General features: G+C 55.3%; 12 protein-coding genes. 11 read left to right on the top strand and 1 reads right to left on the bottom strand.

What is annotated here, in order from left to right; translation table 11 throughout:
* The first annotated feature begins 164 nt into the window (after positions 1 to 164).
* Both ACIX8_RS12550 and ACIX8_RS12545 read left to right on the top strand, forming a co-directional pair.
* Positions 165 to 3,599 carry a TonB-dependent receptor gene (locus tag ACIX8_RS12550; protein WP_014265716.1) on the top strand — a complete coding sequence of 1,145 codons (3,435 nt, stop codon included), beginning with the start codon at positions 165 to 167 and terminating at the stop codon, positions 3,597 to 3,599.
* 245 nt (positions 3,600 to 3,844) lie between these two features.
* Positions 3,845 to 6,433 carry a beta-mannosidase gene (locus tag ACIX8_RS12545; RefSeq protein ID WP_044176672.1) on the top strand — a complete coding sequence of 863 codons (2,589 nt, stop codon included), beginning with the start codon at positions 3,845 to 3,847 and terminating at the stop codon, positions 6,431 to 6,433.
* Positions 6,434 to 6,715: 282 nt separating this feature from the next.
* On the opposite strand, the gene ACIX8_RS12540 is transcribed toward ACIX8_RS12545, so the two are convergent.
* On the bottom strand, positions 6,716 to 8,086 hold the full coding sequence (locus ACIX8_RS12540; RefSeq protein ID WP_150110592.1) for a glycoside hydrolase family 125 protein: 1,371 nt from the start codon (positions 8,084 to 8,086) through the stop codon (positions 6,716 to 6,718).
* A gap of 230 nt (positions 8,087 to 8,316) precedes the next feature.
* Between ACIX8_RS12540 and ACIX8_RS12535 the strand changes: the two genes are divergently transcribed.
* The 9 genes from ACIX8_RS12535 to ACIX8_RS12495 all read left to right on the top strand — a co-directional run bounded on the left by ACIX8_RS12535 (position 8,317) and on the right by ACIX8_RS12495 (position 21,437).
* Complete coding sequence (locus ACIX8_RS12535) at positions 8,317 to 10,647, top strand: GH92 family glycosyl hydrolase (RefSeq protein ID WP_014265713.1); 2,331 nt, start codon at positions 8,317 to 8,319, stop codon at positions 10,645 to 10,647.
* A gap of 88 nt (positions 10,648 to 10,735) precedes the next feature.
* Positions 10,736 to 11,482: a copper homeostasis protein CutC gene (locus ACIX8_RS12530; RefSeq protein WP_044176670.1), complete on the top strand. Its 747-nt coding sequence runs from the start codon at positions 10,736 to 10,738 to the stop codon at positions 11,480 to 11,482.
* Between the two features lie 188 nt (positions 11,483 to 11,670).
* Positions 11,671 to 12,804: a TIGR03435 family protein gene (locus tag ACIX8_RS12525; protein WP_014265711.1), complete on the top strand. Its 1,134-nt coding sequence runs from the start codon at positions 11,671 to 11,673 to the stop codon at positions 12,802 to 12,804.
* Positions 12,805 to 12,855: 51 nt separating this feature from the next.
* The gene (locus ACIX8_RS12520; protein WP_014265710.1) at positions 12,856 to 13,683 is read left to right on the top strand and encodes a TIGR03435 family protein; all 828 of its coding nucleotides are present in this window, start codon (positions 12,856 to 12,858) and stop codon (positions 13,681 to 13,683) included.
* 11 nt (positions 13,684 to 13,694) lie between these two features.
* The gene (locus ACIX8_RS12515; RefSeq protein ID WP_150110591.1) at positions 13,695 to 14,576 is read left to right on the top strand and encodes a TIGR03435 family protein; all 882 of its coding nucleotides are present in this window, start codon (positions 13,695 to 13,697) and stop codon (positions 14,574 to 14,576) included.
* A 144-nt stretch (positions 14,577 to 14,720) separates the two neighbouring features.
* Positions 14,721 to 15,107, top strand: a complete 387-nt coding sequence (locus ACIX8_RS12510; protein WP_014265708.1) for a BlaI/MecI/CopY family transcriptional regulator — start codon at positions 14,721 to 14,723, stop codon at positions 15,105 to 15,107.
* Complete coding sequence (locus tag ACIX8_RS25260; RefSeq protein WP_014265707.1) at positions 15,104 to 17,212, top strand: M56 family metallopeptidase; 2,109 nt, start codon at positions 15,104 to 15,106, stop codon at positions 17,210 to 17,212. The genes ACIX8_RS12510 and ACIX8_RS25260 overlap by 4 nt, the downstream gene beginning before the upstream one ends.
* Before the next feature lie 145 nt (positions 17,213 to 17,357).
* Positions 17,358 to 18,353 (top strand): TIGR03435 family protein, encoded by a 996-nt coding sequence (locus tag ACIX8_RS12500; protein ID WP_014265706.1) that lies wholly within the window; start codon positions 17,358 to 17,360, stop codon positions 18,351 to 18,353.
* A 39-nt stretch (positions 18,354 to 18,392) separates the two neighbouring features.
* On the top strand, positions 18,393 to 21,437 hold the full coding sequence (locus ACIX8_RS12495) for a carboxypeptidase regulatory-like domain-containing protein (protein WP_014265705.1): 3,045 nt from the start codon (positions 18,393 to 18,395) through the stop codon (positions 21,435 to 21,437).

Raw genomic sequence — 21,437 nt, 5'->3', positions numbered from 1 at the left:
GTCATAATTCTGAAACTTTATGTTGACAAGTGTTCATGTAGGTTTCTATGCTCTTCTCCATATTTGATTTGCATAGCAGCCCCGTCGAGCGGATATGCGGCAGAGCTTAAGCTCTACCCGCATGTGGGCCCATTCCATATCGATGCACTCCTGGAGTTCTCTCAATGATGAAATTCGCCAGTAAGAAGAAGCTTCTCAAGTACCTCTCCGGGATTGCGATTGCCACGGCAACGCTCTTCTGTACACCGTTTGCGCAGGCACAAAACGTCACCGGCTCCATCACCGGCACGGTGACGGATTCGAGCGGCGCTATTGTTTCGGGAGCCAGGGTCATCGCGCATGACCTGGACACCGGTGTGGATTCGCCGACAAGCACCAACTCATCCGGCCTGTATCGCATCCAGTACCTGCCGATCGGGCGGTATCAGGTCACGATAGAGGCCAACGGGTTTGGCAAGGAGACCGTGCCTCCGTTTACGCTCGAAATTCTCCAGATCGCGACGTTCAATGTGGCTCTCAAGGTAGGCAGCACGGCTGAGACGGTAGAGGTTTCGACGGCCGCGCCCATTCTCAATACCAGCGATGCGACATTAGGCACGACGTTTACGGCGAATGCTATTCAGAATGTGCCACTCAATGGCCTTAATTTTTCTGCCCTGACTATGCTCATTCCCGGCGCCATCAATACAAACGGCACGTCCGGACTGACGGGTAACAACGCTATCGAGCGTGATACCTATTACTCCGATGTTCCGAGCATCAATGGAAATCGATCTCAGGCAAACAACTACACGCTTGATGGTATCGATATGAATGAGACCTTCAACAACATCATTGCGTATAACCCAGCGCCTGAAGCTCTTCAGGAGATCAAGGTTCTAACGGCAAACTCTCCTGCGGAGTATGGCAATGTAAATGGCGGTGGAGTTGTCAGCGTATTGAAGAGCGGAACTAATAAGTTCCATGGTTCGGCCTATGCCTACGTCCAGAATCAGACCCTGGATGCTAACTCATGGGGGAACGATCATAACGCAACGTTCACGCCGATTAACCCTTTCACGCAAACACAGTTTGGCGGCACCCTGGGTGGACCGATCAAGAAGGATAAGCTGTTTTTCTTCGGCGATTATCTGGGCAATCGATATCACACGACGAAAACGGACAAAACTTCTGTATTTACCTCTGCCATGAGATCGGGCGATTTTTCAGCATTGCTGAATCCTCCGATAGGAGCTGCCACCGGCGTAGCGAACGCGCCCATTCAGCTCTATGATCCACTGAATCATTTTGCCCCTTTTGTGAACAATCAAATTTCGATTTTGAATCCTGTGGCAAAGTTCCTCTTCGCGCACCCTGATCTGTATCCGCTCCCCAATGCGATACCCGATGACGGCATTGCTTCGAATAACTATCACGGTGTGGACAAGAGCTATACGGTCAACAATCAGTTCGACGTCAAAATCGAATACGATCCTCGTGCCGCAGATAAGATTACCGGGTTCTACTCACAATCCACTGCTTACGATCAGGCTGGCACGGTCCTGGCGATCTCATTCCCGTCCCTCAATCGCTATCCCACCAAGATTATGGGTGCAAACTGGGTCCATATTTTTTCTCCTGCAATCGTTAATTCCGCTCGCGCGGGATATACCCGAGTCATCTTTCGCCAATCCAATCCGAGCGATCCAAGTGGACAGTTTGGCCTAACTGGAAATGCGAAAGTGGGAATCCCCTTCGCTGTACAGTCCGATCCCGGCTATTCGTTTCAGAACCTATCGGACCCCAGCTCCATCACGGGTGGCGGCACTCCAGCGTTTGATGCCAACATTACGGACAACACCTTTACCTACATGGATAACATTACCTGGCAGCGTGGCTTGCATCTCATCAGTGCGGGTGTGCAGGCGTTACGTTATGAGAATAACTACACAACCGACAATAACGCCGGTTTTCTTGGCTCACTGCTCTACAAGGGCGGTTATACGGCCAACGCTAGTGCAGACGAGGGGCTCGGTGATGGCGCAGCCGACTTTCTTCTGGACCGTGTGACGGAAGCAACGGTTACTTCTCAGGGAATTCGTGTAGGCAACCGCCAGTGGCGCGCCGCCGGCTTTATCCAGGATGACTGGAAGGCTTTCCCTAACCTGACCTTCAATCTCGGCGTCCGGTATGAGTACGATCAGCCCTGGTATGAGCAAAACAACAAGACCGGCAATGTTCTGGTCGGCACAGGTCAGGTCATTTACGCAGGAAGTGTTCCTGCCAATGCCCCGGCCGGCTCAGGGGTTTGTAGCAATCGCGCCTGCTATCAGCCAAACTACAAGCAGATCATGCCTCGCTTCGGTTTTGCTTACCAGGCTACGGACCGTTTCGTCGTTCGTGGCGGTTATGGTGCAACCAGTTTCTTTGAGGGCAACGCTGCTAATCAGAGGTTGACTTCCATTACTCCCTTTGTCCAATCCGTAGACATAAATCAGGTCGCACCTACGCCAGGAAATCCTGGACAGGCTCCCCGCACGGCGGAGCAGGGCTTCGCGGTCGACAATGCAAGCGATATCAACTTCAACGGTTCGTCTTACAACATCTATCCACAGAATATTCAGCCGGCTTATGTGCAGGAGTGGAGCCTGACCACGGAATATGCTCTCACTCGTACGACATCCCTTGTGGTTGGGTATCTCGGAGAGCAGGGGCAACACATCGAAGACTACGGCAACGTCAACCAATACCTGGTGAACGGCGATCCCACGACGGCTCCTTATTTCAACAACGCGGCGCTAGGCGTCGGCTCAAGCAAGTTGTTGATTACGGAATCGCGAGGCCTGATGAACTACAACGCCTTGCAAACTACCTTGCGCCAGCGTGCAACACACGGTCTGGAGTTCACCTTCAATTACACCTATGGCAAGGCCATGACGAACAGCCTTGGAAACTATGCTCTCAACGTCAATGGATATAGCGGCGCATTCCAGAACTACTACGATAGCCATGCCGACTACGGTGTTGCCGGAACCGATGTGAAGCACAGTGTGTCGGGGCTGCTGGTGTACGCGCTGCCTTTTGGGCGCGGACAGCAGTTCGGCTCAGGTCTTAACCGTGTTGTGGATGTCTTTGTTGGCGGCTGGAAGCTGTCCAGTACCGGCTTTGCCTACTCGGGCCTTCCGGAAACGATCACAGGACCGGATGATGGCTCAAACAGTTATGGAGTCTCACGTGCCAACCAGTACCGGCCCTTGAAGATCGCTCATCGTCAGCTTGGTGCGTGGTTTGGAACTGATCCTTCTGCGCTTACATGTAAGCAAGCTGGAGTCGATAACGGAGTGTGCGCCTTTGGTGCAGCAGCTTCCAATGCGTTTGGCTCCTCATCGAATGGCAGCGTTCGTGGTCCTGGCTACTGGACTGCCGATCTCTCTGTGTCCAAGGATTTTCATCTGTTCGCGGAACATGTCCTGAACTTCCACTTCGATGCTTTCAACGTATTCAACCACCCGAGCCTGGGCAATCCTGATACCAATATCAGCGATTCGACCTTCGGTCAGATTAACACCGTGCGTTCGACAGAGCGCCTCGTGCAAGTGAGTGCCAAATATAGCTTCTAAAGAGGCATCACCAAGATGTACTTCTACGGGCAGAGCTTCGGCTCTGCCCCTTTTTTTGCTCATTCGGAAGAGCCTCTCGTCGCCGATTTTTCCCATAGGGATGACCACAATCACAGGAGACGATATCATCGAACGGCGTGCTACTGAGGGAGTTTTCTTTGCGGGGAATCAAACGAACAGTCCTGTTTTTATTTGTCTTTAGCCTCTCTCTTACCTCTGCAGCACGGCTGACAGCTCAGGACAAGATGCAGCATACCGAAGCAGTTGGCCCGACAGGGCAGTTGCAGCAGCGGCAGCTCACGACGGGTTGGCGCTTTCGTGCCGTCCAGTCTTCAGACCACCCCGAAACGACCGCATGGCATCCGACTACTGTGCCCGGCGCAGTTCACACCGATCTTGAACACGCGGGTCTGATTCCTAATCCGTTCTTCGGGGATAACGAAAAACGCCTCCAGTGGATCGAACGAACAGACTGGGAGTACACCTGCGATTTCGAGGTGAGCGCGGCCGCCCTGCATCAGCAGCACGCGGAGTTGGTCTTTGAAGGGCTCGATACCTTTGCCGACATTCAACTCAATGGCAAGCCTGTCCTGCACACGGACAATATGTTCCGCTCATGGACCTTCGATGCGAAGCCCTATTTGGTTGCAGGGCATAACACGCTCACGATCCTCTTCCATTCGCCGATGAATACGGTGACGCCTCTGGTGGCGAAGGCTCCCTATGTCCTGCCTGGGACTGGCTACGAGCCCTTCAATCCCGCGAAGGGGATCTATCCCGTCGGACATTACATGCGCAAAGCTCCCTACCAGTTCGGCTGGGACTGGGGCCCTAGATTCGTAACCTCCGGTATATGGCGCCCGGTACATCTGGATACCTGGAGCGGGGCTCGCATCCGCAGCCTGCATCTTCAGCAGGAGTCCGTCACTGCTGCCCGTGCCATCACGAACGTAAGCGTTGCACTGGACTCTGATGTCGCAGGCTCGGCAACCCTGGAAGTGCACCTCACCGATCCCGCCGGCCACGCGCTGCCCGTGCGGCAGATCTCTGTAGAACTCGATCGCGGCGCGAATCATCTACTGGTTCCGGTACGACTCGATCATCCACAGCTCTGGTGGCCCAATGGCTATGGTCCGCAGAGTCGCTATACGGTTGCGGTCAATCTTGTACGGGGTGGCCAGCATCTTGCAACTGCTACCTTGCACACAGGCCTGCGCTCTGTTGAGTTGAGGCGCGTGCCGGATCAGTGGGGAACCAGCTTTACATTCATCATCAATGGGGTTCCGATCTACGCGAAGGGCGCAGACGTTGTTCCTTTCGATAGCTTTCCACCTCGTACGACAACTGCTCAGAAACGCGTGATCCTGACCTCGGCGCGCGATGTCCACATGAACATGCTGCGCATCTGGGGTGGTGGCTTCTACGAGACCGATGATTTTTACGATCTCTGCGATGAGCTCGGACTGATGGTCTGGCACGATTTCATGTTTGGCGGTGCGATGGTGCCCGGAGACAAGGCCTACCAGGAGAACGTCCAGGCCGAAGCTGCAGAGCAGGTCGAGCGTCTCAGCGACCATCCCAGCATGACGATCTGGTGCGGCAATAATGAAGTCGAGACGGCCTGGCATAACTGGGGCGATCAGCAGAAGTTCCAGAAGGACGTCACGTCGGCCCAGCGCGAACGTGTCTGGCAGGATTACGTCGTCATGTTTCGCGACATCCTCAAGAGCGCTGTGGCCGAGCATGGCAATGGCGTGCCTTACTGGCCCAGCTCGCCCGGCTCCAACTTTGACGATGCCGGCGGCACAGACAGCAATGGCGATGTGCACTCCTGGAGCGTATGGAGTGCAGGAGCACCCTACACGGACTACGCCAAAATAGCTCCACGCTTTCTCTCCGAGTTCGGTTTCCAATCCATGCCCGATCTGCGTACCGTGCGTAGCTTCGCTGGCAAGGAGGAAGATCTAAGCTCACCCCTGTTGCTCACCCACGAACGCTTCATCCACGGCTTCGATCGCATGCAGCAATACCTTAAGGCTGAGTTCCGGCCTGCTCGCGATTTTCCGTCGTTCGTCTACCTGAGCCAGCTAATGCAGGCTGAGGCCATCCAGTTTGGCGTCGAACACATGCGCAGCCTGCGTCCGCAGAACATGGGAACGCTTTATTGGCAGCTCGACGATTGCTGGCCCGTAGCTTCATGGGCCTCTATTGACTACTACGGCCGCTGGAAGGCGCTTCAGTACTATGCAAAGCGTTTCTATGCGCCGATCGTCCTGACGCCCGAACTGGACAGTGCCGGGCATGAACTGCGTCTGCACATCGTCTCTGATGAGCAGACGCCGCGCGCCGCTGTTCTCCGTGTTCGGTTTATGCGCTTCGATGGGACGGTCCTGAGCGATCAGCATCAGCCTGTCTCGGTCGCGGCTTTGGCCAGCACGCCCGTGGCTCCTATCTCGCTCACCAACGTTGCAGGCTTCGATCCTACGGCTACAGTTGCTGTTCTCTCGCTTGAGCAAGAGGGTCGATCCCTGGCGACTCGCAACGTCTACTTCACTCGTAGTGCCGATCTCGCTCTTCAACAGCCGCAAATCAACGCCCAGGTGCACACCGAAGGTTCAGGCTTTGTCGTGGAATTGAGCACTCCGGTGCTGGCGCGTGCGGTGGCTCTCAGCTTTGGCGATCTCGATGCGAAGCTGGACGACAACTACTTCGACGTTCTTCCCCATGAGCCACGCAGAATTCACGTTGCGAGTAAAGTCTCTCTGGCGGAGATCCAGAAGGCGCTTGCTGTGCGATCGCTTTTTGACTCTACGGTGCAGGCCGGACATAAGTAGGACAGGGAAGTGAAGGCCTGCAAGTAGACCCCACAAGAGGCCGTTGTTTTTCTGGTTGTCATTCCGAGCGGAGCGAGTGAATCTGCTTTCTCCCGTTTTTCGTTCGTGCTGCCACTGGTGCTATGCATCAGTGGCAGCACAGCATTTCGGTATTGCACAAGACTTCTGGGCAATACAAGCAAAGAGCGGGAGGCAGCAGATTCACTCGCTACGCTCGGAATGACAACAAGAAAGGCAAGTGCAAAGACAGTCTGTCTTCCGCACGATTTCGGAAACGCCAAACTAAGAGCGCAACAACTCAGGATGGCTCACGGCCAACGTACCGACAAGCTCTCCGAACAGGGTATTCGCCCAGGCAAACCACTCCCTTGTAAACTTCTTCGGATTGTCCTGATCGTAGCTCTCATGCATGAAGCCGAACCCTTCGGCAGAGTTCTTCAGCATCTTGAGTGACTGACGAATCTCGCTGGGATTGCTGCTCGTGAACGCATAGATCATCTGCGACATGGGCCAGATCATCCTTCTGCCTTCATGCGGTCCGCCAATGCCTTCTCCTGCGGTGCCACGGAAGAACCACGGATTGCGGTCGCTCCAGCAAAAAGCACGAGTTCTCGCATAGAGGTCCTTGTCCGGCGAGCTTTCGAGATAGGGCAGTCCCAGCAGGCTGGGAACATTGGCATCGTCCATCAGGAGTTGCCCACCAAAGCCATCGACCTCGTACGCCCAGATCGTGCCCTGAGGGGTCGTAGCAATAGCGTGTTGCTGCAGCGCCTGCTCTACTTCGCTAGCGAGGGAACTGGCGTCATTGGCCAGGGCCTCATCGTGCAGAATTGCGTGCGCCATTTTCGCCAGTTGCCGCAACGACGTTACAGCGAACAGATTGGACGGAACCAGGAAAGGGAAGATGCAGGCATCGTCCGAGGGACGGAAGCCAGACGCGATCAGCCCCACAGGGCGAACCGGATTGCCGAAGCCATGTGCGGGCAGCATCTCCGTCGAGACCGTCGACTCACGCTGAAAGTGGTACGGCCCCAGACCCTGCTTGCGCTGCTGAACGCGCAGCGTGTCGACGACCAACCGCATCGCCTGACGCCACTGCTGATCAAACGGGCCGGTGTCACCTGTCTGCTTCCAATATCCGTGGGCCAGCCGTATCGGATAGCATAACGAATCGACCTCCCATTTGCGTTCCCCGACTCCACGCTTCATGTCGGTCAGATCTTTAGTGCTCCAGGACAGCGGAGGAGCATCTAGATCGGCCATAAAGGCGTTCGCGTAGGGATCGATCAGGATGCAGCGCGTCTGCCTCCGAATGACACCTTCCAGAAGCTGACGCAACGCACGATCTTTTACCGCCAACTGCAGATAAGGCCACACTTGCGCGGAGGAATCCCGTAACCACATCGCGGGAATATCGCCGGTGAGCACCGCTGTATCGGGTTTGCCTTCGAACTGTCCCGGCGCGACAGTCGTATCGAGCGTGTTCGGAAAGCAATTGATAAATAGAGCTGCCAGCGCAGGATCACCGATTCGGGCACTGCGATCCGTCAGGAACTCCTCGACGGCGGCGCTCCTGAAGCGGCGATCGGCGGGCTTCGGCCTGCCTTGCTTTATGTCCCAGTGATCCGTCGCAGGTACCTGGGCTTTCGCCATGCCTGAAAGTGGGAGACCGGAAATTCCGCAACCAAGCGTAGCGAGGCTCGTTGCTCTTATAAAATCACGTCTGCTGTACCCTGAATTTGTAATTTGCATGGATTCACTTTCGAGCCATTCTGTCATAGTTGCGCATTTAGCGTTCAATCAGTCACAATGATGCAACATCGGCAGTCATCCGATCAAAGTCTTGTACGACCGGGAGAACTCCTCTCTCCCATGGAGTAGTTATGATCACCCGTAGGACCTTCCTGCAGCGCGCCTCTGCTGCTTGCGCTATCAGCACTCTCCCAGCCAGCAAGCTGGCTCATGCCGCCCATGGTCAAACCGCAGAAGATCCGCTTCGCTGGGTCGATCTGCGCATCGGTACAGGCGGACATGGGCATTGCTTTCCGGGGGCGGCCATGCCCTTCGGCGCAGTTCAGCTCAGCCCTGACACGTTTAATGATGGCTGGGACTGGTGTTCCGGCTATCACATCTCGGATGACTCCATCATGGGATTCAGCCATACCCATCTTAGCGGTACCGGCTGCGGCGATCTTCTGGACTTCTTGGTCATGGCAGGTACCGGACCCGCTCATCTTATCGCTGGAGACCGCAAGAATCCCGATGCCGGATATCGCTCGCGCTTCGATCATGCCGATGAGCACTCCGAGCCGGGCTACTACTCCGTGATCCTGAAGGACTATAAGGTCCACGTCGAACTGACCGCAACGGAGCGCGCAGGCATTCATCGCTATACCTTTCCTGCCAGCGAGCAGGCCTACCTGATCGTCGACCTGCAGCATGGCTACGGTGCAGGGGATGGCACTGGTCCTGGCCTCGTGAATGCTGCAGAGCTTCGCCAGCCCGCGCCGGACACGCTCGCCGGCGGCCGTCGCACCGCTGCCTGGGGAAATGACCGCCACTCCAACTTCACCATGCAGTTTTCGAAGAAGCCGGAACGCATCGTCTTCTACTCCGACAATCAGGAAGTAGCAGCACCGGCAAGCGGAACCGATCTGACGGGCAAGAACCTGAAGGCCGTTCTGTACTTCAAGACGAAGGCGAACGAGGCCATTCTGGTAAAGACTGGCTTCTCCGGCGTAAGCCCGGAGGGTGCAGCCAAGAACCTTACAGCGGAGATTCCGGCATGGAACTTCGATCAGGTACGCACGGCGGCCCGCAATGCCTGGCGCCGCCAGCTCTCCAAGATCCAGGTCCAGACAGCGAACGAGACGCATAAGCGCATCTTCTATACGTCTCTGTATCATATGTCGCTCGGACCGGCGTTGTTTGACGATGTCGACGGCCAGTATCGCGGCATGGACAACGAGGTCCACACGCTTCCTGCTGGACAGCGGAACTTCACCACCTTCTCGTTGTGGGATACCTTCCGCGCGGCGCACCCGACCTACACGCTCATCGAGCCGGAGCGCGTGCCGCAGTTCGTCAACACGCTGATCCGCATGGCCGAGCAGAGCCCCGATGGAATGCCCGTCTGGCCGTTGATGGGAAGAGAGACCGGCACCATGACCGGCTACCACTCCGCGGCGGTGATCTCCGAGGCCTGCAACAAGGGCTTTACCGGCGTTGACTGGGAGAAGGCCTATGGGCTCATGATGAAGCGCGCCATGGTCGACGACTATCGCGGCCTGGGTTACTACCGCAAGCTTCATTTCATTCCCGCGGACAAGGAAGAAGAGTCGGTTTCGAAGACCTTCGAATACTGCTACGACGATTGGTCGATCGCGCATGTCGCACGCAAGCTCGGCAAGACCAGCGATGCGGCCATGCTCACCCAGCGCTCCACCAACTATCGGAACTACTTTGACTCTTCCGTCGCCTTCATGCGGCCCAAGCTGGAGGACGGTAGCTGGACCACGCCCTTCAATCCCATTGACCTGGGACACTCCACCAAGTGGCGCGACTACACCGAATCCAACGCCTGGCAGACCACCTTCGGCGTACAGCATGACGTTGCCGGTCTTATCCAGCTCTTTGGCGGCAAAGATCCCTTCGTCACCAAGCTCGATGGGCTCTTCAGCGCGCCATCGACACTGCCGGCCAACGCACCGCCGGATATCGCAGGCCTTGTCGGGCAGTATGCACACGGTAACGAGCCCTCGCACCACATCGCTTACCTCTATGTATATGCAGGAGTTCCGCACAAGACCCAGGGTCGTATCCGCAGTCTGCTCGAGACGATGTATGCCGCAGAGCCGGACGGTTTGCAGGGCAATGAAGACGTAGGCCAGATGTCGGCATGGTACGTTCTCAGCTCGCTGGGCTTCTATCCCGTGGACCCTGTCAGCGGTGTTTACATCATCGGCTCACCGCTCTTCGAGCGTGCAACGGTTGAACTCGGCGGCGGCAAAAAGCTGGAGATCGAAGTGCGACGCAAAGACCCTGCACACCAGTACGTACAGGCCTTCTCGCTGAATGGAAAGCCGCAACAGAGAACCTGGTTCCGCCACGAAGATATAGCACAGGGCGGAAAGCTTGTCCTCGAAATGGGTCCAGAACCTAGCGCTACTCTTGGGGCGGATGCTTCCAGCCTCCCTCCTTCTCTTACTCTGTAAAGTTTTGCAGCCCCGGTGCTGTGCATCGGGGCTGCGAGCTTCACCGTTTTCAAAGAATTGAAATGTTTCATTTGGTCCGTGTGATTTAATGCGCAAGATTGTCTTCGAACTTTGTGCGGAGAGTATCCAGGCCTGCCTCGCAGCACGCGAAGGAGGGGCGGACCGCATCGAACTTTGCTCCGCGCTCAGTGAGGGCGGCCTCACACCCAGCCACGGTCTTATCCGTGCAGCGGTTCTGCGCAGCGAGCTCCCCGTGCATGTCCTGCTGCGGCCTCGCGGCGGCGACTTCCTCTATACGGAGGATGAGTTTAAGCTCATGCAGGAAGACCTCTCTCATGCACGCACCCTTGGAGCTACAGGTTTTGTCCTCGGTATTCTCCGTGCCGATGGCACGGTGGATGTCGAGCGTACCCGTGAACTCGTAGAGCTGGCTGCACCGCTGGAAGTCACGTTCCATCGGGCCTTTGACTACACCGTCGCTCTTGAGCAAGCCCTCGAAGATATCCTTGGCACAGGATGCAGACGTATTCTCACTTCGGGTGGTGAACCCGATGTTCTGGCGGGAGCCGGCAAGCTGGCGCAATTGGTACAGCAAGCTGCTGGACGAATTGAGATCGCTGTCGGGGGAGGTCTCCGCATCAAGGATGCAATCGCCCTCGCTCGATCTACTGGTGCGAACCATTTCCATGGTTCACTCCGCAGCAGCGAAGCCAGCGGAATGCAGCATGAGCGCAACTGGGTGCTGGAGGAAACAGACCAGTTTGATGGCTCATCCCGCTTCGTGGTGGACGTCGCGGACGTTCAGGCTATGATCGGCAATCTCCGCAACGCATAAGCTGTTTCGATACAGACACAGAAGACGCCATGCCTTTGCATGGCGTCTTCTTCTGCCCAATGTATTGAGAGCTGCCGATTTTCGATCCCATTTTCCTACAGCACATCGTCTAACTGCTATAAAGACACAACGCCGTTTTCTTGCCGGGCCCTGGTCGAAGTCTGTAAACAGGTTTCAGGAGATTGTCTATGAAGAAGATGATTCTGTGGATCATCGCGTTCTTAACGTTATCGGGGAGCGCGTTGTTCGCTCAGGACATTACCGGCGCATGGCAGGGGACGCTGGCGCCGCCGAACGGAAAAGAACTGCGACTCGTTCTGACCATCTCGAAGGACGACGGCAAGTTGAGAGCTGTTATGAACAGCATCGATCAGGGAGGACAGCCCTTCAAGGCTTCGTCTGTCACCTTCGTAGATTCAACCCTGAAGATCGAACTGATCATGGGCAATTATGAAGGCAAGCTCAGCACGGACGGAAAGTCGATCGCAGGAAGTTGGATACAGGGCAGTCCGCTACCGCTGAACCTGGCTCGAGCGACCAAGGAAACAGCGTGGGAGATTCCAGCACCTCCGGCACCCCCAAAGTTGATGGCGGCAGATGCGAACCCAGCGTTTGACGTAGCGACCATTAAGCCAAACAACTCCGGAGGCCCGAGCATGCAAGGGCTTTTCGTGAGAGGGCGCAACTTTACCATTCGCAACGGCTCGCTGGGTGATCTCATCGCGTTTGCTTACAACGTCCAGATGAAACAAATCATAGGTGGCCCCGATTGGGCGGACAAAGACCGGTACGACATCGATGGTGTGCCCGACCAGGAGGGCGTACCTAACGATAAGCAGCTAAGAAACATGATGCGAAAACTGCTGACGGATCGCTTCAAGCTGACCTTCCATCACGATAAGCGAGAGCTTTCGGCCTTCGTGCTTACGGTAGGAAAAGATGGACAAAAGCTGACGCCGACGCAGTTGAACGGTCCACTCCCTGGATTTGGTATGCGACCAGGATCCGGCGGTGTAACGCTGAACGTAATCAATTCGACGATGGAAGATTTTACGAGTTTCATGCAGATGCTCGTGTTGGATCGCCCTGTAGTAGATCAGACAGCCATTACAGGCAGGTACGACTTCAAGTTCACATTCACACCTGATGACTCGCAGTTCAACGGTCATCCACCGAAGTTGCCGCCGCAGACCGATGCGACAGAAACTGCTCCCGATCTCTTTCAAGCCCTGCAAGCTCAGGCAGGCCTGAAGTTAGAGGCTAAGAAGACTCCCGTCGACGTGATCGTTATCGATAAAGTGGAGAAGCCCTCGGCAAATTAGTCGAGGGCGAGAACTTCGTCTAACCATATCGAAGAGAGTCTCGTTCGCGCCATGAGCAAACGGTTTATACGTAGGCAAATTTACATTCCAGTATTTGCGGTAGCACTGCTGTGCGCCGCCGCGAACGCATCGGCACAAGGCTCGCCCAGTCCATCCACCTTCACCTCGAAGACCGCGAACTCCGAGGTGAAGGTGCCGGATTATGATGTCGTTTCCGTCAAGGAAAGTAAGTCTGCCGAGTACACGATGCTGTCGACGTATATGTCCGATGGCTTTCGAGCAACGAATATTTCGTTGGAGGTACTCATTGCCTATGCCTATGGGATCAGACAGGATCTTATCTCTGGCGCTCCCGGCTGGATGAGTTCAACTCGCTTTGATCTCGAAGCCAAGGTCGCTGGCGCAGATGTAGATGCCTTCAATAAGTTGTCTCCAGAGCAGCGCCAGGCGATGCTTCAGTCTCTCCTTGTCGATCGTTTCAAGTTGAAGACCCACCTCGAAACAAAGGTGCTGCCTATCTATGAACTGGTAAAGGAAAAAGGCAGATTCAAGATCAAAGAGGCACAACCATCATCTCCGAATTTTCGGGGATTGGGGCCAGGTATGTTCAAGGGAGGGGCCGTAACACTTCAGGACCTGGCCGACGGGTTGTCGTCTTCCATGCAGCGTACGGTGCTGGACAAGACCGGAATCGCCGGCAAGTACGATATCGATCTCAAATGGAATCCTGGGGAAGGAGAGGCTGCCGATGTCTCCGCGGATGCAGGGCCGACTCTCTTTACCGCCCTGCAGGAGCAACTCGGCTTAAAACTCCAACCGACAAAGGGGCCAGTCGAGACCCTGGTGATCGATGCTGTCGAAAAACCTTCAAAAAATTAGTAAATACCGGTATGAAGAAGAGGATCGATCAAGGTATGAGCAAACTCATTGGGAAGACGGCAGTTTGCGTTGCGCTGCTAGCCGTACTGCTCATGATTCCTATAAGCAGATTGTTTGGACAGGCGATCTCAAGCCAAAGTGGAACGCCTTCTCGGCCCGTCGTCACAGAAGCTACAGCACCCGCATACGATATCGTCTCGATTAAGCCCAACAAGTCCGAGAGTGGGAGCGTCAGCATCCACAGCAACGACGACAGCTATTCCGCAACGAACGTCTCATTGAAGAGGCTTCTTGAGGACGCCTACGGTATAAAAGAGGATTTAGTCTTTGGCCTGCCAGGCTGGGCAAACTCGGCGCGTTTCGATGTCAGAGCAAAGATCGTCGAACCGGACGTCGAGGTTCTGAGGAAGCTTAGTCGCCAACAACGCCGGTCCATGATCCAGCAATTTCTGAGGGACAGTTTCCAGCTCAAGGCTCACACCGAAACCAAAGTGCTTCCCCTTTACGAGATGATCCTCGTCAAAGATGGCCCAAAGTTCAAGGAGTCCGCACCTGAGGGTTCTCCTGAAGATAAAAGCCCAAACGGCGTGGGGCGTGGCGGCGTGACGGTCTATAACACAGAACTTACAGCTCATGCTATTTCTTTGGGGATCTTGGCGAATATGTTAGGGGATCGACTGCATCGCACCGTCGCTGATAAGACCGGGCTTACAGGTAAATACGATCTCCTGTTGGAGTGGGCGCCGGAGGATGATCCGGATGCTTCTTCCGAATCCTCCGCGGCCCCCTTCTTCACGGCCTTGCAGGAGCAGCTAGGTCTCAAACTGCAACCTTCCAAAGGCCCAGTAGACACACTCGTCGTCGACCACGTTCAGATGCCTTCTGAAGATTAGGCATCCCAAAGCTGTTCGCTGCGGATCTTTGGCGGCCCCGGTTCGCAAATCAACCCCCGTTTATCTCTTCTTGCTTTCGCTCAAACACTCGTGGTAGCTTCTACCACATATGTAGTAGAGAAAAACACAGAGGTAGTTGCTAAGATGCCGGGACCCAAACTGACGAAACTCGAACTGCGGATCATGGAGACGCTTTGGACTCGAGGCGAATCCTCAATCCGCGAGATACAGGAAGCTTTTCCTGAGAAGGGAAGGCCTGCCTATACGACGATCCAAACCACCATGTACCGCATGGAAGAGAAGAAGATACTGCGGCGCGTGAGGAAGGTCGGAAACTTCCATGTCTTCGAAGCAACGATCTCTCGCGATGCAGCACAGCGCAGGCTTGTCGACGACCTGTTAGCTCTATTTGGGGGACGTACGCAGCCTGTCATGGTGCATCTGATCGAATCCGGCAGACTCACGCTGGAGGATGTAAAGGAAGCGGAGAAGACGTTGAGGAGCCTTTCTGCAAAGGAGAAGAAGCTATGATGCTTTCATCATTCTGGAATGAAATGCGGACTGCGGCGCTGGTCAATCATCTCTGGCAGTCGACCGTTATCGTTTTGATGGCATGGCTCCTTACACTGGCTCTGCGGAATAATCACGCCAGGATGCGCTATTGGGTGTGGATGATCTCGTCCCTGAAGTTTCTAGTTCCATTCTCACTTCTTATTGTGGCCGGTGAATCGCTGCGCGCTAGGATGGCTACTCCTATTCAACAGCCAGCATTCGCAGACGTGATGGAGCAGTTCACGCAGCCCTTTGCCCAGACTGCGGCCTCTGCCACTGCTACTTCTTCTGTTGCCGTTCATGCTGGCACCGCTTCTGCCGCAGCTTTGACCCACACCGAGGTTTGGCCGCTGATACTGCTTGCAGTCTGGCTGTGCGGCGCGCTGGCTATCGTGTTTTCCTGGGCACGCAGTTGGTGGAAGGTTCGCGCGATTGTCCGTGCTTCTACCCAGACGACGCTGCTGGGAGATTTGCCTGTTCTCTCTTCTCCCAACCTTCTTGAGCCTGGCGTCTTCGGTATCGTTCGTCCTGTGCTGCTGCTGCCGAAGGGAATCGATGAACGTCTTACCCCGCCGCAGTTCGGCACGATCATCGCTCATGAGATGTGCCACATTCGGCGGCGCGACAATCTCACTGCGGCCATCCACATGATCGTGGAAACGCTCTTCTGGTTTCATCCCGCGGTGTGGTGGATTAAGGCTCGGCTGTTGGATGAGCGTGAGCGGGCCTGCGACGAAGCCGTACTGCAGTCGGGTAACGACGCGCCCCTCTATGCCGAGAGCATCCTCAGCGTCTGCAAGTTCTACGTCGAGTCGCCGTTGGCTTGTGTCTCAGGAATTACCGGGGCGGACTTGAAGCGGCGCATCGTGCGAATCATGACCGAGCAGGCAGTGCGGAAACTCGATTTCGGCAGAAAGCTTTTGCTTGGTATCGCTGCAATCGTTGCCGTGACGACGCCGGTCATCTTTGGCCTGGTACACATCAAGCATGTGCAAGCCCAGACCACGACTGAGAATGCAACAGGCATTACCGGGACTTGGCAGGGAACGTTGACGGGCAATCGAGATCTCCGGACTGTTTTCAAAATCTCAAAGAACGATGGCAAGTTGAAGGCTGTCATGTACAGCATTGATCAGGATGCTCGACCGATGAGCTCTTCTTCTGTCGCTTTGGATGATTCTACTTTCAAGGCTGAGTGGTTCTTCGGTAAATACGAAGGGAAGCTGAGTGCGGATGGTAAATCCATCGTAGGAACCTGGAGCCAGGGGCCCACCCCGCGGCCGCTGACTCTGGTGCGGGCGACTACGGAGACAGCGTGGGAGATTCCGGCATTTGTACCTAGGAAGGCGATGGCGGCAGATGCCGACCCTTCGTTTGATGTGGCGACCATTAAGCCGAATAACTCCGGATCTCCAAACGTGCAGAGTATTGGTTTTAACGGGCATGCCGTCATCTCAAACAATGCATCTTTGGTCGATCTGATCTGCTTTGCATATCACCTTCAGGCAAAACAGGTTGTAGGAGCGCCGGATTGGTCGGACAAAGATCGTTACGATATCGAGGCCACAGTAAATGTGGAGGGGGATCCAGACACTAAGCAGTTGCAGACTGTATTTCAGAAGCTGCTGGTCGATCGGTTTCAGGTAAAGTTCCATCACGACAAACGAGAGCTTTCGGCGTTCGTGTTGACCGCTGGAAAGGACGGACCGAAGCTGACTCCAACTCAATTTCCCGGACCGGGGGGAGGCTTCGGGTTGAGGCCTGCTCCTGGGGGAGTAACCATCCCGGTGGTAAATTTCACCATGGCGCAGTTTGCGGACGCCCTGCAGATGGTGGTGGTTGACCGTCCAGTGGTCGATCAGACAGGGATTTCAGGAAAGTACGATTTCAACCTTACCTTTGCCCCCGATGATTCGCAGTTCAAGGGGCATCTGCCGATCCCGATTACAAAGGCTTCCGAGGGCGCTGAAGAGGCACCAGGATTCTTTGAGGCGATCCAGCGACTTGGGTTGAAACTGGAGGCGAAGAAGACTGCAACCGATGTTCTTGTACTCGATCGTATCGAAAAACCTTCCGCAAACTAACGAGTGACGATGACATCGTCAGACTTGCTTCGTCTGACGAATATCGAAGTCAAAGTTGGAACCATCTGTGCCTTTGAGCGAACTCGTTGTGCACGGGAAAGTAATGTCTAAGCTTGTAGCCTGAGTCAAGAGAAGGATCATCAGGATGTTGACCGAACACGCCGGGCACAAGCTATGGGGCCGAAAAAGGCATTCGATGATTACGCTGGGGTTAATCGTTGTAGCCATGCAACTTGTGCTTCCAACCCAAAGCCAGGCACAATCGCCACTGGCAATTCCCTCAGCAGAGACATCTGGCAGCCAAAAGATTCAATTCGACGTGGCCTCCGTCAAGCAGAACAAGTCCGACGACAAGCCGAAGTCTAACTTTCTTCTGGGGCCTGGTGATGTCTATGCTCCCAATGGAGGCTTATTTTCGGCAAGCAGTACACCTCTGATCGTGTACATCGCTTTCGCGTACAAGCTGACCAACAATCAGTTGCAATTTCTCCGGTCTGGATTGCCTGACTGGGTTTCATCCGACCGATTTGATATTCAGGCACGGTCGGAAGGCTCTCCCACCAAGGACGAGATGCGCTTGATGATGCGGTCTCTACTCGCGGATCGTTTCAAGTTGACGGTCCACAACGAAACTCGGCAGGTTCCCGTACTCGCACTTCTTCTGTCGAAGCCAGAAAAGACGGGCCCAAGACTCCGGCCCCATCCAAACGATTCTTCCTGCTCCACAACACTTACACCTGAACCAGATCGCGCCTCTAACGCTGCACCCTCGGCAACAGCCGGAGGATTTCCCCAGACCTGCGGGGGCCCTGTATTGATTCCGGCGAGCGCCCCCGCCCGCCTAAACGTCGGCGCACGCAATGTGAATATAGGATTGATCGCAAGCGCATTGCCTGACTGGGGAGCTTTAGGACGGCCTGTTATGGATCGGACCGGGCTGAGTGGAACCTTCGATTTCACGCTTGAGTGGACTCCTGAAACTCATCACTCCATAGCCTCCGCCATGGACATCCCCTCTGATACGTCAGGACCGACGTTTCTTGAGGCTTTGAAGGAACAACTCGGGCTAAAGCTCGAGGCACAAAAGGGTCCCGTGAATTTTATTGTTGTCGACCATATTGAACATCTCTCGTTGAACTAACGTATAGATCATGAGAGACCTTCGGAGAATGAGCTGCGGATGACGTATTCGATATTGTCGCAACGGGTGAGCAGGTATCTTCGCCTCTTCTGTCTTCTTGCATTTCTATTTACATCAGGTTTAGCTATAGCGTCGGAGCATCATGGCCAGGTGACCTTCAACGGTCTGCCGGTCCCGGGTGCGACGATTACGGCTACGCAAGGCGGTAAGAAATTCGTCGCAATCTCCAACGAGCAGGGAAGCTACTCTTTTCCCGATCTTCCGGATGGCGCATGGAAGATTGAAGTTGTGATGTCGTGCTTCTCTCCAGTCGAGCAGGATGTCACGATCTCTTCTAATATGCCGTCCATCAAGTGGGAGTTGAAGATGCTCCCGCTCGATCAGATCATCGCGCAGACCAAGATTATTAAACCGCCGCCTGTACTGCCGCCCAATCCCAGCGTTGCAGCCACACCGGGCAAGATCGATGCTCCAAAGCCCGCGGAGAATGCAGCTATGCCAAAACCGGCAGACACTTCCAACCAGCAATCCTCCGACGGCTTTCTCGTCAACGGCAGCGTGAACAATGCGGCGACGTCGCAGTTCACACTCGCCCAGGCATTCGGAAATACGCGAAAGGGATCAAAGAGTCTCTATACGGGTGGGCTTGTTCTCAAGCTAGATAACTCCGCACTCGATGCTCGGCCTTATTCGTTGAGCGGACTAGACACCCCGAAGTCTGCCTACAACACGATCACAGCAGGCCTGACCTTTGGCGGCCCGCTGAATATTCCCCACCTGATGCCTCGCGGTCCCAATTTCTTCATCCAATATCTGACGACGCGCAGCAGCATTGCCACGACAGATTCCGGATTGGTGCCGACCCTGGAGCAGCGCAGCGCCACCCCTATCGACCCCGTGGCGCAGGCTCTGTTGGCGCTCTATCCCTTGCCCAATGTGTCGGGGACCTCGCTCTATAACTACCAGATTCCGATTCTCAGCGCTTCGCATCAGGATGTCCTGCAAACGCGTCTTGATAAGTCCATCGGGCATAGAGACGAGGTCTATGGCAGCTTTGCCTTTCAGAGCACCCGTGCGGACGGCACAAATCTCTTCGGCTTTCTCGATACAACCGACACGCTGGGCATTAACACGACGCTTAACTGGCAACACCGCTTCAATCACAGTCTCTATCTGAATACCGGGTTTAGCTTTAGCCGCTTGAGAACGCAGGTAACGCCATACTTTGCAAACCGCACCAACGTATCCGGGCTAGCGGGTATCTCGGCCAACACTCCTGCAACTCCCTACGGGAACAACCAGGACCCCACCAACTGGGGTCCTCCGTCCCTCACCTTTTCGAGCGGTATCGCCTCACTCTCGGATGCCCAGAGCTCTTTCAATCGCAACCGCACCGATGGCATTGCACCCTCCTTGGAGTGGTATCGAGGGCATCATAACTTTACCTTCGGCACCGACTTCCGCAGGCAGGAGTTCAACTACCTGTCGCAACAAAACCCGCGCGGCTCCTACACCTTTACCGGCGCTGTAACGGGCGTTTCAGACTTCGCCGATTTCCTCGCCGGCATTCCGGACACGAGCCAGATCGCCTTTGGCAACGCAGATAAATATTTCCGGCAATCTGTCTATGCAATTTACGCGACGGACGACTGGAGAATCAGGCCGGATCTCACCCTCAACGTCGGCGTTCGCTGGGAGTATGGCGCGCCCATCACTGAGTTGAAGGGACGGCTCGTCAATCTGGATGTCGCTTCAGGCTTTTCAGCCGTTGCGCCGGTATTAGGCAGCAGTCCTACTGGCCCTCTGACGGACCAGAGTTATCCTACTTCGTTGATACGGCCGGACAAGAGTGGCGTCGAACCTCGTCTCGGACTTTCATGGCGGCCCATCCCGGGATCTTCCATGGTGGTTCGTGCAGGCTACGGAATCTACCAGGACACGTCGGTCTACACAGGAACTGCGTTGCAACTAGCGCAGCAAGCTCCACTCTCAACCAGCTTGAATGTCCAATACAACAGCGCTACCTGCAGGCTGTCGCTCGCTAATGGGTTTATTCCATGTCCTCCGACGACGCAGGATTCATTCGCGGTCGATCCGAACTTCCGCGTAGGCTACGCGCAGACCTGGCAGGTTGCGGTACAGCGTGACCTGCCTGCTGCGCTGCAGATGACTGCAACTTATCTCGGGATCAAGGGTGCACATGGTGTGCAGGAGTTCTTGCCGAACACCTATCCCATCGGCACAGTAAATCCATGTCCCTCTTGCCCTCTGGGCTTTGTGTACCGCACCTCCAACGGAAGCTCTACGCGCCAGGCTGGAAGCATTCAACTGCGGCGCAGACTGCGTAGCGGCTTTACCGCTTCTTTGCAGTACACCTTCTCGAAATCGATCGATGATGACTCCGTGCTTGGAGGCCAGGGGCCGGTAGCTGCCGGTGCAGTGAGTCAGGCCGCGGCGAACGCATCTATTGCCCAGAACTGGCTCGACCTGGATGCGGAGCGGGGGCTTTCGACCTTTGACCAACGACATCTGTTGAACGCTACCTTTCAGTACACAAGCGGTATGGGGCTTGGTGGGGGAACTTTGATGACCGGATGGCGAGGAAGAGCATTCAAGGAATGGACGGTCGTAGGCACGATCGTTGCAGGCAGCGGTCTGCCGGAGACGCCGATCTATCTCGCTGCCGTACCTGGCACAGGCGTAACGGGCAGCATCCGTCCGGATAGAACCTCCGAACCTATCCATGCAGCAACTGGAGGGCGGTTTCTCAATCCCTCTGCCTTTGCCGCCCCTCAACCCGGACAATGGGGAGATGCGGGAAGAGACTCTATTGCCGGCCCAGGGGAGTTCACCTTCAACCTTTCTCTCGCTCGGACCTTTCGTGTGGGTAAAAAATACAATCTTGATATACGCGTCGACTCCACCAATCTGCTGAATCACGTCGTCTTCACTAGTTGGAACACGACTTTAAATCCAGTTATAGGCGTCGCTTCGAATCCGGCCTTGAGCAGCCCGCTCTTCGGACTGCCAGCATCTACCAACGCCATGCGCAGCCTGCAAACTACCGCGAGATTGAGGTTCTAG

This window comes from Granulicella mallensis MP5ACTX8 (genome assembly GCF_000178955.2).
Lineage (GTDB): Bacteria > Acidobacteriota > Terriglobia > Terriglobales > Acidobacteriaceae > Granulicella > Granulicella mallensis.
Note: the sequence above shows the minus strand (reverse complement) of the source record. Positions and strands in the feature narration are given on the sequence as shown.

Excerpts from the sequence above, each read along its gene's own strand:
- ACIX8_RS12535 (WP_014265713.1), top strand. The coding sequence starts at position 8,317 with ATGATCACCCGTAGGACCTTCCTGCAGCGCGCCTCTGCTGCTTGCGCT.
- ACIX8_RS12500 (WP_014265706.1), top strand. The coding sequence starts at position 17,358 with ATGTTGACCGAACACGCCGGGCACAAGCTATGGGGCCGAAAAAGGCAT.
- ACIX8_RS12515 (WP_150110591.1), top strand. The coding sequence starts at position 13,695 with ATGAAGAAGAGGATCGATCAAGGTATGAGCAAACTCATTGGGAAGACG.
- ACIX8_RS12525 (WP_014265711.1), top strand. The coding sequence starts at position 11,671 with ATGAAGAAGATGATTCTGTGGATCATCGCGTTCTTAACGTTATCGGGG.
- ACIX8_RS12550 (WP_014265716.1), top strand. The coding sequence starts at position 165 with ATGATGAAATTCGCCAGTAAGAAGAAGCTTCTCAAGTACCTCTCCGGG.
- ACIX8_RS12540 (WP_150110592.1), bottom strand. The coding sequence starts at position 8,086 with ATGGCGAAAGCCCAGGTACCTGCGACGGATCACTGGGACATAAAGCAA.
- ACIX8_RS12510 (WP_014265708.1), top strand. The coding sequence starts at position 14,721 with ATGCCGGGACCCAAACTGACGAAACTCGAACTGCGGATCATGGAGACG.
- ACIX8_RS12520 (WP_014265710.1), top strand. The coding sequence starts at position 12,856 with ATGAGCAAACGGTTTATACGTAGGCAAATTTACATTCCAGTATTTGCG.
- ACIX8_RS12530 (WP_044176670.1), top strand. The coding sequence starts at position 10,736 with ATGCGCAAGATTGTCTTCGAACTTTGTGCGGAGAGTATCCAGGCCTGC.
- ACIX8_RS12545 (WP_044176672.1), top strand. The coding sequence starts at position 3,845 with ATGCAGCATACCGAAGCAGTTGGCCCGACAGGGCAGTTGCAGCAGCGG.
- ACIX8_RS12495 (WP_014265705.1), top strand. The coding sequence starts at position 18,393 with ATGACGTATTCGATATTGTCGCAACGGGTGAGCAGGTATCTTCGCCTC.
- ACIX8_RS25260 (WP_014265707.1), top strand. The coding sequence starts at position 15,104 with ATGATGCTTTCATCATTCTGGAATGAAATGCGGACTGCGGCGCTGGTC.